This window comes from Streptomyces sp. NPDC005141 (assembly GCF_053599975.1).
Genome location: NZ_JBSFYW010000062.1, coordinates 40,458 through 53,097 on the forward strand (window position 1 = coordinate 40,458; position 12,640 = coordinate 53,097).

Here is a 12,640-nt window from a genome sequence, read left to right on the forward strand (position 1 = left end):
AGAGGGGAGGGAAGGGGCCGGCGAGGGTCCGCGAGGTGGTCCCGCCGGCCCCTTTCCCGCGTTCCGGTGGCGTTGTCAGTGCCCCGATCTACTGTGGGGGCGAACAGGAGATCCATGGCCGGACGCGTCGCCGTGACGAGCAAGACGAGAGACAGGAGAGCCTGATGACGACCCTGACCGATCGCCCGAACACCGCACTGCTGGTGATCGACATGCAGCACGGAGCGGTGGATGGCGCTCACGACCTCGACAGCGTGATCGCGAACATCAACACGCTCGTCGCCAAGGCCCGCGACGGGGCGGTGCCGGTGATCTGGGTGCAGCACTCGGACGACGGGATGAAGCGGGACAGCGAGGCCTGGCAGTACGTGCCGGAGCTGGTCCGCCGCGACGGGGAGCCCGTCGTCCACAAGAACTACGGCGACTCCTTCGAGGCCACCGACCTGGAGGACCTGCTCGCCGAGCGCGCCGTCGGCCATGTCCTCGTCACCGGCGCCCAGACCGACGCCTGTGTCCGCTCCACCCTCCACGGCGCCTTCACCCGCGGGTACGACGTCACCCTGGTCGGCGACGCCCACACCACGGAGGACCTCACCGCGTACGGCGCCCCCGCCCCGGCCGAGGTTGTCGCGCACACCAACCTCTACTGGAAGTGGCAGAGCGCGCCCGGCCGGCGCGGGAACACCGTCGAGACGGCGAAGGTCAGCTTCGCGGCGGGCGCCGCGGACTAGGACCAGTCCGAAGGGCCGCGGCCGGGGCGGGAGCTGGGTCCGGGCGGCGCGAACGGCTCGCCGGGACCGCCTACTTCCCGCAGAACTCGGCCTCGATCACCGCGTCGCTGTCGCCCGACCAGTCCCCGTTGAAGTTGAAGGAGAGGGAGTGGCGGCCGTCCGCCGTGGTGACGGCCGAGGAGACCGAGCCGTGGATGCCTCCGTCGTGGCCCCAGACGTGGACGCCGCAGCTCAGCTCGCGGTCGATGAGGCCGAGGCCGTAGCCGGCGTTGGGGATGCCGTCGACCTCGACCGTCGTCTTCATCTCCTTGAGCTGCTCGCGCGGCAGGAGCCTGCCCCGCAGGAGCGCCGTGTAGAAGCGGTTCAGGTCGGCGTTGTCGGAGATCATCTCCCCCGCGGAGGAGGCGAGGGAGGGGTTCAGCGTGGTGACGTCGTACGTCGGTCCGGTCGTCGTCTCGGCCAGTTTGGAGTACGCCCTGCTGCTGGGGCGCGGGAGTGTCACCCGCGTGCCGGGGACCGACGTGGCGTGCAGGCCGAGGGGTTTGATGATCCTCTCCCGGATCTGCGAGGCGTAGGAGTGGCCGGTGACCTTCTCGATCACCATGCCGGCCAGGACGTAGTTCGTGTTCGAGTAGTTCCAGGAGGTGCCCGGCGCGAAGTCCGGCTTGTGGGACAGGGCGATCGCGACGAGCTGCTCGGGTGTCGATGTGTCGTAGCGGTGCCGGAGGAAGCCGTCCTTCAGGAAGTACGTGCGGACGAAGTCCTCGTCGGCCGTGTAGTCGAAGATTCCGCTGGTGTGGTTGAGGAGTCGGCGGAGGGTGATCCCGGTGCCGTCGTTTCCGTTGCCCCGCACCACGCCCGGCAGCCACTCGTCCACCGTGTCGTCCAGTGACAGCCGTCCCTCCGCCTCCAGTTGGAGCAGGACGGTGGAGACGAACGTCTTGGTGATGCTGCCTACGCGGTAGCGGTCGGCCGCGGAGCGCGGTGCGCCGGTCCGCAGGTCGCCCACGCCCGCCGTGGCGGACCATGCGCCGCGCCGGTCCCCGGCCGTCGCGGTCACACCCGGCACACCGTCGCGCACGGCCGCCTCGACGGCCTGCCGGGTCGGCGAGTGGTCCCCTCTCGCGGGGGCCGCCACCGCGGGTCCCGCCAGTGTCGCCGCGATCGCCACGGCGGTCGCCCCCACCAGTCCCGTACGTACCCTCATGTCTTCCCCATCTCACCGTTGGACCTGGTCGACGGGACGGACACGAGGGCGCGCTCACGGGTTGCCCGGCCGGGACGCGTTGAGCCGTTTTCAGCCCTTCTTCAGGATCAGCTCGGTGTTGCGGTCGCGGGAGGTGCCCGACAGGTCGGTGCGGGCTCCGGGCGTGTTGAAGGAGATCTCCCGGTAGAGCGCCGCGAGGCCGGTCTGGGTGAGGTCGGAGAAGTCCGTGGCGTGCGGGGCGGCGGACTCGATCAGGGTGGTGAACAGGGAGAGCGTGCCGTCCTTGTTGTCCACCAGCTCGATGACACGCGCGAGTTGGGGGAAGTCGACGTGCGAGGCGGTGGAGATCTCCCAGAAGGAGCGGTTTCCGGGGGCGGCGTGCGGGGTGATCTGGTTCTTGTGGGAGTGACCGTTCACCCAGGCGAGGGTGTTGCTGAAACGGGCGAGGAGGGCGACGACCTCGTCGCCTCCGTGCCGCCTCTCGGCGGGACGGGCGGGGTCCGCGTAGGTGTTGCGCATCGTCTTGCTGGTGTGGTGGCTGAAGACGATGACGTACCTGTCCTCGTTCTCGCGCAGCGTCCTCTCCAGCCAGCGCAGCTGTGCCGTGCCGACGGAGCCCTCGTAGTGGCCGCCGGGGTCGGTGGTGTCGAGGCTGACGCCGATGACGTCCTCGGCGATACGGAAGGAGTAGTACTGGGTGCCCGCAGCGAGGTTCGCGGAGGAGTAGCCGTGACCGATCGGGCCCGGTCCCGTGTACGCCGGGTCGAGGTGCGCCTTGACGTACTCGGCGGGCGTGAACGGGGCGCGCTTCTCGTCGGGTGTGACCGAGCGCATCTGCCGCTTGTGCGCCTTGAGCAGGTCGTGGACCTCTTTGCCTTTCGGGCTGGTGCCCTTCTTCAGGCTCTTGGCGAGCGCGGCGCACTCCGCCGAGCCGACCGACATCAGTTTCTTGCCGCCGACGGCGAACTCGGTGAGGTACGAGTCGCCGCGTGTGGCGTAGCAGCCCATCGGGAGCGCGTCGTGGTTGCCGACGGTGGAGTACCAGGGCAGGCTCAGGCCGGGACTGCGCAGCTCGCGGATCGCCGCTTCCAGGAAGCCCTGGATGCGTGGGAAGCCGCGCTGCTTGTCGGCGTCGCGCAGGGCCGCGTCGGGCTGCCAGTACGTCTTGAGGCCGGATGCCTGGACGCCCTCGTAGTGCCGCGGGTCGCCGCTGTTCGGGCTGATGCGGCCACCGCTCATGGCCTTGAGGAACCACTCCAGCTCCGTCTTGGAGTTGTTGTCCGTGTTGTCCCCGGTGGTCATGACGAAGTGCAGCGGAGAGCCGGTGACGGGGGCTCCCCGCAGGGAGTTGACGCGTTCCACCAGCGAGACCGCGCCCGCGACGGTCAGCGTCTCCTGCGGACGCCAGGCGCTGGTGTTCTGGGAGCGCAGGAACTCCAGGCGCAGCGGGTGCTGGGTGTCGGTCAGGTGCAGGTCGGTGAGCTGCACGAACGCGGCGAGCGCGGTGCGCCGGTCGGCGCGGCCGTTCTTGCCCGCGGCCAGTTCGTCGCGCACGACCCGCTTCCAGCCGGCGCCGTCACCGAGCCGGCGGTACCCGGAGGAGCCGGAGCGCGGAGCGGCGACGCCGCTCAGTGTGGTGCCGCGCGTGTACGGGACCAGCTCGGCCGGTGCCTGCGGACCGGCCGCGACGGCCTGGGCTTTGGAGCGGGCGACGGAGTCGGCGACGGTCGCCTGCTCCGGAACCGCGGCGTGCGCGGGGGACTCCGGGCGCAGCGCGAGTCCGATCCCCGCGGAAAGGGACACCGCTCCGGTGGCGGCCAGCAGGGTGCGGCGGTTGAGGGCGGGTACGGCAGCGACAGAGCGTATGCGCGGCATGGCGCGGTCTCCCCGAGTACGAACGCGTCGGCAGTGGCCGCGGGGTGCTCGACTGGCGAACTCCCCGCTCATACTGGATCGTTGGCATTGGGGATGACCTGTGCGTTAACTGGGCGGCAACGGGCAGCGCCGATCACCGTACGTGGATCTTTGCGCACCCTGCCCGTCCATGGAGTCCTGTCCGAACGGCCGGTGGCCGGTCACTCCGCGTTCATCTTCCGGGGTAGGGGAGGTGATTCCGGGGCTGTCGCCCCCCGTTCAGGGGTTGGCCGGCGAGTAGGCGGGCGCGGACCAGCGCAGGGGGCTGGCGGCGGGCGTCTCGACGGCTTCGGCGAGGGTGAACCGGACGGTCCGTTCCCCGTCGGGGGTGAACTCCGTGCGGGCCGTGCCGGTCAGCTGGAGCACCGCCCCCGATGACCAGTCCAGGAAGAGCAGACCGGCGCGCGGGTCGGCCGCCAGGTTGCCGAGGGTGAGGAACATGGAGTTCCCGGCGTAGTCGCGCCAGCTCAGTTCGCCGGGCGCGTCGACGTGCACGAAGCCGGGGTTGCCGCCGCGGTGGCTCGCGTCGGCGCCGTGCGGGTGGGCCGTGGCGAGGAAGAAGGTGTCGGCGGTCTCGACGAACTCCCGCTGGGACGGCGTGAGTTCCGTGCCGCTCCGGGGAACGCCCGCCGTACGGTCGACCGTCTCGTACACCTCCCTCTTCTGGAGGTACTTGGGGCAGTTGGCGAAGACCTGGTCGGCCTCGACCGCGAAGCCGCGCGGGGTCGGCCGGACCCGGCCGTTGAGGCGCATGCGGCGACGGGTGCGCGGGTCGAGGGCGAGGGTGCCGACGGGCGTGCCCGGGGTGGCGAGCGCGGCCGCGAGCGGATCGCCGGCCCGGAGCCCGCCCGCGACCGACATCTGACGAGGTCCGGTGGCGCGCACGAATCCGGGCCTCCCGGTGAGCAGCGAGGCCCACACACTGCTGTTACCCGCGGTCGCGCCGCCCGCGGCACCGATGCCGTCTCCCGGCTCGGCACCGGCCCGGGAGCCACGGCCTCCTCCCGCCTGCGCGCCGCTCCCCGGAGCCGCCGCGCCGACGACCAGCATCGGTTGCAGTTCGAGGAAGGCGGCGGCCACCGGGCGGATGCCCTGGCCGATGGCCCGGCCCATGTGATCGGCGAGATCACGGACGCCGACGCGGTCCTGCATCGCCCGCGAGCCCGAGTGATACGTCATGACCGCTCCCCGCTCTAGAAGAATCCGCAGGTAGGCGCGGAGGCGTTCGGCACCGGCGAGTCCTCGGCGCCGCTCGCCGCGAAGATCTCCAGACGGGTGCCGTCCGGATCGTGGAAGAAGATGCCGCCCGAGGCGGCGCCCTCACGGTGGGCGACCACGCCCTCGTAGGCGAACGTCACGCCGTAGGCGCGCAGGGCCGTCTCGTGCTCCCTGACCTGTTCGACGGAGTCGACTTCGAGGGCGAGGTGGTGCAGGCCCGCCAGGCCGGTGTCGTACGCGCCCCGCGCCTGCTGCCAGAGCGTGAGCACCGGGCGGCCGTCCCCGGCCGGGGAGCCGAGGAACGCGTACCGCCGCTCCCCGTCGTCGCCCTCCTTGCCCTCGCCGAGGACGCCGAAGCCCAGGACGTCGCGGTAGAAGGCGAGCGAGCGGTCGAGGTCCGTGACGTTCAGGCCGATGTGGCCGGTGCGCGGAGTCATGACGGTCCCCTTCTGTCGTCGGCCGCCCCCGAGAGGCTAACCTTTGTTATTGACATTAAAGGTTAGAATCGAGAGCGTCAACCGGTGACCTACCCTTGAGCGGTTAGCAGTGAAGGGAGACCCGCCATGCCCACCCGTCCCGACCCCCGACCCCTCACGGGCGAGCCGGTCTCGCTCGACCTCCTCAACACCCGCTGGAACCAGGAGGGCGTGGTGCGGGACCTGCTGACCGGCACCGAGGGCCTCGCGGTGTGGCTGGCGGGCAACGGGCTCGACTTCCCGGCCGACGACACCGTCCTGCGGCACACGCTCGAAGCCCGCGACGCCCTGCGCGCCGCGATCGACGGACCCCACGACCGGGGCGCGACCGCCGACGACGAGGGTCCGGCGGGCACCGCCCTCCGTCTCCCGGCACAAGCCGCCGCCCGCGTCGACGCCCTCCTCGCGCACGGGCGCGTCCGGCTGACGCTCACCGCCCAGGGGCCGGGCGAGACACCCGAGTTCGAGGACCCCTCCTGGGGGCCGGCCTGGCTCGCCGCGCGCGACTACCTGGAACTGCTGGACACCGCCCCGGACCGCATCCGCCACTGCGCCCACGACTCCTGCATCCTGCACTTCTTCGACACCTCGCGGAACGGCACCCGCCGCTGGTGCTCGATGGCGGCCTGCGGTAACCGCGCGAAGGCGTCCCGCCACTACGCGCGCACAAAAGAGAGCTGAATCGACAAAGGGAGACATCCGCCCTGTCCTGGATATCCGCGCATAGGGCGCTATCACCGACGTGACGCATGGCGGAAGTGCGCCATGGCTCCATCCCGCCACGGTCAACTCTCCCCAAACAACTGTCCCTTGGGTAAAGCTGAGCGGTCATCCGGGTCCACATACCGGACTGACACGACCGGTCCGTCATCAACGCCGGAACCGGCCGCTCCACGCTCGTTCCTTTACCTACAAGGGATGCAGATGACCTCCGACCCTCAGCGCGCTCCGATATCGGGCGCGAGACGCGTGGCCCGCATTGCCGTGGCCGCGGGCCTGGTGGCCGCGCTCTCCGCGGCCGGGCCGATACCCATGGCCTTCTCCGCGGACACGGGCGCGCCCACGACCGACCCGGGCACCAAGTCCGCAGCCGCCAAGCTCGGTTCGTCCGACGCCGACCTCCTCACCGAGGCCAAGGCCAACGGCGACAAGAACGTCACGATGATGATCGCCACGGCTCCCGGCCAGACCGAGCAGGTCGCCGAGGAGCTGGACGCGGTCAAGGGCGGCTCGGTGGGCCGCACCTACGACAAGCTCGGCTACGTCCGGGCGACCGTCCCGACGGGCAGGGCGGACTCGGCCATCGCCGCCGCCGCGAAGCTGTCCTCGGTGCAAGGGATCGACCTGCGCCAGGAGATCGCGCTGGACGACCCGACCCCGAGCGCCGACACGGCCAAGCACGGCAACAACGCCTCCACGGCCGCCGCATACTCCGGTCCCGGCAAGAAGACCCCCGCCGAGAACCCGTACAACCCGTCCTTCGAGACGGGTGCCGTCGACTTCGTGCAGGATCACCCGAAGGCGGACGGCCGGGGCATCACCATCGGCATCCTGGACTCCGGCGTCGACCTGGGCCACCCCGCCCTGCAGAAGACCACCACCGGAGAGCGCAAGATCGTCGACTGGGTCACCTCGACCGACCCGATCCTCGACAGCGACGCGACCTGGCGCCCGATGATCACCCCCGTGGCCGGGCCCACCTTCACGTACAGCGGCAGGACGTGGACGGCGCCGGCGGGCTCGTACGAGATCAGCACGTTCCGTGAGTCGGCGACGACTGGCGGCGACGCCGCGGGCGACGCGAACCGCGACGGTGACACCACCGACGCGTGGGGCGTGCTCTACGACGCGGCGGCGGGCACGGTCACCGTCGACCTGAACAACAACAGCGACTTCACCGACGACGCGCCGATGAAGCCGTACAAGAACGGCTTCCAGATCGGCTACTTCGGTACCGACAACCCGGCGACGGACGTCGTCGAGCGGCAGCCGTTCGTCGTGGAGATCCGCAAGGACGTACCCATGGACCCGTACGGCGGGACCTGGGTCGGCAAGACGGCGGACTTCGTCAACATCGGCGTCATCGAGTCCGAGCACGGCACCCACGTCGCCGGCATCACCTCCGCGAACGGCCTGTTCGGCGGAAAGATGAACGGCGCGGCCCCCGGTGCGAAGATCGTCTCCTCGCGGGCCTGCACCTGGACCGGCGGCTGCACCAACGTCGCGCTCACCGAGGGCATGATCGACCTCGTCGCCAACCGCGGTGTCGACATCGTCAACATGTCCATCGGCGGTCTGCCCGCGCTCAACGACGGCAACAACGCGCGCGCCCTGCTCTACACGCGTCTCATCGACACCTACGGCGTCCAGCTGGTGATCTCCGCGGGCAACTCCGGCCCCGGCGCGAACACCATCGGTGACCCGGGTCTGGCCGACAAGGTCATCTCGGTCGGCGCGACCATCTCCAAGGAGACCTGGGCCGCCAACTACGGCTCGCAGGTGGAGAAGAAGTACGCGATGCTGCCCTTCTCCTCGCGCGGCCCGCGTGAGGACGGCGGCTTCACGCCGACGCTGAGCGCGCCCGGCGCCTCCATCAACTCCACCCAGACCTGGCTGCCGGGCTCCCCGGTCGCCGAGGCGGGCTACACCCTGCCGGCCGGCTACTCGATGCTCCAGGGCACCTCGATGGCGTCCCCGCAGGCCGCGGGCGCCTCGGCGCTGCTCCTGAGCGCGGCGAAGCAGAAGGGGATCGATCTCACCCCGGCCACCCTGCGCACCGCGCTCACGTCGACCGCCGACCACATCAAGGGCGTTCAGGCGTACGAGGAGGGTGCGGGCCTCATCAACATCGGTGACGCCTGGGACTCGATCAAGGACGGCGCCACCGCCCACGACGCCGCGTCTTCCGACTACGCGGTCAAGGCACCGGTCGACACCGCGATCGACTTCGCGCTGAAGACGCCGGGCTTCGGCACCGGCCTGTACGACCGCGAGGGCGGCCTCAAGGCCGGCGAGCGCAAGACGTACGACATCACCATCACGCGTACGTCGGGCGCGGACCGGGCGATCCGGCACGAGCTCTCCTTCGAGAACAACGCCGCCGACACCTTCCGGATCATCGGCAAGGACGAGGTCAAGCTCCCGCTGAACCAGCCGGTGACCGTCAAGGTCCAGGCCGCGCCCCGGTCGGCCGGTCTCAAGAGCGCGATCCTCGAGGTCGACGACCCGCGGACCGAGGGCGTCGACAAGCAGATCCTGTCGACCGTCGTGGTCTCGGCCCCCGTCAAGTACACCTACGCCGCGTCGAGTTCGGTGCAGCGCAACAGCACCACCTCGTACTTCGTCACGGTCCCCGAGGGCGCCAAGTCCCTGGAGGTCGCGATCGGCGGGCTGAAGGACAAGAGCCAGACCCGGTTCATCGCGATCCACCCGTACGGCGTTCCGGTCGACAACACCGGTACCCCGTACTGCTACAACAACTACCTCGACGGCAACGGCTGCAAGCCCGACGTGCGTTCGTACGCGGACCCGCAGTCCGGCGTCTGGGAGATCGAGGTCGAGGCGCGCCGCACCTCGCCGCTGCTCGACAACCCGTACAAGCTCGATGTCGCCGTGCTCGGCGCGGCCTTCGACCCGGCCGTCGTGACCGTCCCCGAGGCCAAGGTCGGCACCCCGGCCACCGCCTCCTGGAAGGTGACGAACAACTTCGCCGCGCTCGACGGCAAGCTGAAGGGCGGCCCGCTCGGTTCCTCGAAGAACGCGCGGCCGACCATCGCCGAGGGCGCGACGCAGACCACCACGGTCGAGGTGCCCGCGGGCGCAGCGTCGCTCGACGTGGTCATCGGCAACGTCTCGGACAACGCCGCCGACCTCGACCTGACGGTGAAGAACGCCGCCGGGACCGTCGTCGGACAGTCCGCGGACGGCGACTCGGAGGAAGCGGTCTCGGTCGCCTCCCCCGCCGCCGGGACGTACACCATCGAGGTCGCGGGCTACTCGGTCCCGTCGGGCTCGACGGCGTACGACTACCAGGACGTGTTCTTCTCGACCGCGCTCGGCACGGTCACGGTCGACGACTCCACCGCGGTGAAGCTCGCCACCGGCGCCTCCGCCACGGTGTCCGGTTCGGTCACCGCCGCCGCGGCGGCGCCCGAGGGACGCGAGTTCTTCGGACAGGTCCAGCTGGTGAACGCGCGCGGCACGGTCGCGGGCCTCGGCAGCGTGAAGATCGAGAAGGTCACGCCGTAACAAAGTGGACCCCGGCCGCGTGAGCGGTCCCGGGGCACGGGGCGGGCGTCCGGAAACGGGCGCCCGCCCTTTCGTGTGCCGCCCGGCCCGTGCCGCGCCTCAGCGCGCGCACCTCATGGCCCGGGACTCGGGCAGCGCCTTGAGGATCCAGGACCGTTCGCGGGCGATGTTCTTCTCCCCGGTCGTCCAGGTGTCGGGAGTCGAGGCGTGCTGCTGGATGCCGACCAGCACCTCGTCGCCCCGGTGCAGCCGCGGATCGACGTTCCGGTCCATCAGGAAGGCGACCTCCTTCTCGCCCTTGGCCGGCTTGTAGTAGTGGTACACGTCGAGGGTGATCCGGTCCTGCTCGGTGCCGGGGACCTGGAGCACCTCCGTGACCGTGCCCTCCGCGATGAGCCGGGAGCAGGCGATGTAGCCGGGCCCGCTGAGCAGGCTGTTGCTGTCCGCCTTGGCGTCGGAAGCGCCCTGGTCGCTCGCTCCGCCCATCCCGTTGTGCGCGACCAGCCAGCCCATCCCGACGACCAGCGAGGCCGCCGCGGCCGCCGCCAGACCGCCGAAGCCGACCGCGAGGGCGCCTCGATGCCTCGAGCGCTTCTTCGGAGTGCCCTCCGGACGCCCGTCCCCGGACCTCCGTGGCCCCCGGGACCTCTTGGACCCCTTGGACTTCTGGGCCGCTCGGGCCGGCTCGGTCGCCTTCCCGGAGTCCGCCAGCGCGTCCCCGATGATGATCAGCTGCTCCCGGAGCACGTCCACGTCCTCGCGTGCCGACCGGTGCTCGGCCATGAACGCGACATCGTCGCGAGCGCCTTCGGGCAGTGAAGCGTCCGTGATCGCGGCCAGCAGCGCGTCCACACCTTCGTACTCGGCCACGTCACACCACCTCGTCCTCGTGCAGGCGGACGCGCAGCGCGCGGACCGCCGTGTGCAGCCTGCTCTTGACCGTGCCCTCGGGTATCCCGAGTTCGTCGGCGATGTCGCGCACGGGCAGGTCGGCGTAGAACCGCAGGACGAGGACCTGACGCTGGGCGTCGGGCAGTTCGTCCAGACCCTGGGCGACGGCCAGCGAGAGCACGCTCGATTCCTCGTCGGAGGGCTGCTCCAGCTGACGCAGCGAGGCGAGACGTTCGCCCAGCCGGTCCTGCCGGCTCCTGGCCCGGTGCCAGTCCATCGCGAGGTTCGAGGCGACGACCGCCGCCCAGGCGGACACGTCGCGCGGTGCCTCGTCCCCCTTGGCGGCCCGCTCGAGCAGCCGCAGCCGGACCTGTTGCACTCCGTCCGGCAGGTCCGCCTGCGGTACGCCGCCGAGCGCGAGCACCGCACGCACCCGGCGTTCCTGCGCCGCGTCCAAGGGGTCGTCCGCCCCCGGTGCGCGACGTGGCTTTCTGCGCAGCACAGCCACCCCTCCCCTCCCGCGTTTCCTCTACGACGCCGGTGCGGGCCAAAACGTTCGGCCCGGTTCGAGTCGTACGTCACACCGGGCCCGAAACCATGACGGCGCCCACACCGTACGGCTTGCGGTTCCCTTCCGTCGCCGGGCGATTTCTTCGTACGGGGACGCCCGGCCGCCGCAGGATCGGGCTCATCCGCGCGTCTCCCGGTGTCCCATTCCTCGAGCGGCGCGGCGAAAGGATTGGACACGCGGACCCGGGTCAGACGCATGATGGAAGCGCTGGACCACGTGAAACGCACGCAAAGGGAGTCGCCGTGAGGGTCGGAATCGTCGGAGCCACCGGTCAGGTCGGCACAGTCATGCGCAGGATCCTGGTCGAGCGGGCCTTCCCGGTCGAGGAGCTGCGTCTGTTCGCCTCGGCCCGTTCGGCCGGGTCGGTCGTCGACGGTGTCACGGTGGAGGACGCTTCCACGGCGGACTACTCGGGCCTGGACATCGTGCTGTTCTCGGCGGGCGGTGCCACCTCCAAGGCACTGGCCGAGAAGGTCGCCGCCCAGGGCGCGGTCGTGATCGACAACTCCTCCGCCTGGCGCAAGGACCCCGAGGTACCCCTCGTCGTCTCCGAGGTGAACCCGCACGCGATCGCCGACCGCCCCAAGGGCATCATCGCCAACCCGAACTGCACGACGATGGCCGCGATGCCGGTCCTGAAGCCGCTGCACGAGGAGGCCGGGCTGGAGGCGCTGGTCGTCGCCACCTACCAGGCGGTGTCCGGTTCCGGCGTCGCCGGCGTGGCGGAGCTGCACGGGCAGGCCCTGAAGGTCGTCGCCGACGCGGACAAGCTGGCTCACGACGGCGAGGCGGTCGACTTCCCCGAGCCCGCCGTCTACAAGCGCCCCATCGCCTTCAACGTGCTTCCCCTCGCGGGTTCGATCGTCGACGACGGCCTGAACGAGACCGACGAGGAGCAGAAGCTCCGCAACGAGTCCCGCAAGATCCTGGAGATCCCCGCCCTCAAGGTCTCCGGCACCTGCGTCCGTGTCCCGGTCTTCTCCGGCCACTCCCTCCAGGTGAACGCCCGCTTCGCGCGCCCGCTCTCCGCCGAGCGCGCCACCGAGCTCCTCGCGGGCGCCCCGGGTGTCGTCCTCTCCGACATCCCGACCCCCCTCGAGGCCGCCGGCAAGGACGCCTCGTACGTCGGCCGCATCCGGCAGGACGAGACCGCCGAGCACGGCCTCGCGCTGTTCATCTCCAACGACAACCTCCGCAAGGGCGCCGCGCTGAACGCGGTCCAGATCGCGGAGCTGGTGGCGGCCGAGCTCAAGGGCTGACACCCGGATCCACCACGCGTCCGAGGGGGCGGCCGCCGGCCGCAGGGTCGCCCTGGCCCGGCACTGCCACCACCTGTTCGGCTTCACTCCGCTGGACTCGATCGACCTGGACGTGCCGCTCGCCG

General features: G+C 70.8%; 10 protein-coding genes. 4 read left to right on the forward strand and 6 right to left on the reverse strand.

From position 1 onward, the window contains the following. The first annotated feature begins 164 nt into the window (after nt 1-164). On the forward strand, nt 165-731 hold the full coding sequence (locus ACWD68_RS34035) for an isochorismatase family protein (RefSeq protein WP_451810309.1): 567 nt from the start codon (nt 165-167) through the stop codon (nt 729-731). A gap of 70 nt (nt 732-801) precedes the next feature. Here ACWD68_RS34035 and ACWD68_RS34040 read toward each other — a convergent pair whose 3' ends face one another. The 4 genes from ACWD68_RS34040 to ACWD68_RS34055 all read right to left on the reverse strand — a co-directional run bounded on the left by ACWD68_RS34040 (nt 802) and on the right by ACWD68_RS34055 (nt 5,507). Then, on the reverse strand, nt 802-1,938 hold the full coding sequence (locus tag ACWD68_RS34040) for a serine hydrolase domain-containing protein (RefSeq protein ID WP_451810310.1): 1,137 nt from the start codon (nt 1,936-1,938) through the stop codon (nt 802-804). 90 nt (nt 1,939-2,028) lie between these two features. Continuing rightward, the gene (locus ACWD68_RS34045) at nt 2,029-3,813 is read right to left on the reverse strand and encodes a TIGR03767 family metallophosphoesterase (RefSeq protein ID WP_451810311.1); all 1,785 of its coding nucleotides are present in this window, start codon (nt 3,811-3,813) and stop codon (nt 2,029-2,031) included. A 258-nt stretch (nt 3,814-4,071) separates the two neighbouring features. Continuing rightward, on the reverse strand, nt 4,072-5,031 hold the full coding sequence (locus tag ACWD68_RS34050) for a pyridoxamine 5'-phosphate oxidase family protein (RefSeq protein WP_451810312.1): 960 nt from the start codon (nt 5,029-5,031) through the stop codon (nt 4,072-4,074). Between the two features lie 14 nt (nt 5,032-5,045). Beyond that, entirely contained in the window at nt 5,046-5,507 is a 462-nt protein-coding gene (locus tag ACWD68_RS34055; protein ID WP_451810313.1) for a VOC family protein, read from the reverse strand. A gap of 126 nt (nt 5,508-5,633) precedes the next feature. Here ACWD68_RS34055 and ACWD68_RS34060 point away from each other — a divergent pair, with 126 nt between their 5' ends. Next, a complete protein-coding gene (locus ACWD68_RS34060; protein ID WP_451810314.1) occupies nt 5,634-6,227 on the forward strand; it encodes a CGNR zinc finger domain-containing protein in 594 nt (197 codons plus the stop codon). Between the two features lie 243 nt (nt 6,228-6,470). Beyond that, nucleotides 6,471-9,794 carry a S8 family serine peptidase gene (locus tag ACWD68_RS34065; RefSeq protein WP_451810315.1) on the forward strand — a complete coding sequence of 1,108 codons (3,324 nt, stop codon included), beginning with the start codon at nt 6,471-6,473 and terminating at the stop codon, nt 9,792-9,794. Nucleotides 9,795-9,893: 99 nt separating this feature from the next. On the opposite strand, the gene ACWD68_RS34070 is transcribed toward ACWD68_RS34065, so the two are convergent. Both ACWD68_RS34070 and ACWD68_RS34075 read right to left on the reverse strand, forming a co-directional pair. Beyond that, nucleotides 9,894-10,664 (reverse strand): hypothetical protein, encoded by a 771-nt coding sequence (locus ACWD68_RS34070; protein ID WP_451810316.1) that lies wholly within the window; start codon nt 10,662-10,664, stop codon nt 9,894-9,896. Between the two features lies 1 nt (nt 10,665). Continuing rightward, entirely contained in the window at nt 10,666-11,193 is a 528-nt protein-coding gene (locus tag ACWD68_RS34075) for a sigma-70 family RNA polymerase sigma factor (RefSeq protein WP_451810317.1), read from the reverse strand. Between the two features lie 305 nt (nt 11,194-11,498). Here ACWD68_RS34075 and ACWD68_RS34080 point away from each other — a divergent pair, with 305 nt between their 5' ends. Continuing rightward, nucleotides 11,499-12,515, forward strand: coding sequence for an aspartate-semialdehyde dehydrogenase (locus ACWD68_RS34080; RefSeq protein WP_451810318.1), 1,017 nt, complete (start codon nt 11,499-11,501; stop codon nt 12,513-12,515). The last annotated feature ends 125 nt before the right edge of the window (nt 12,516-12,640 follow it).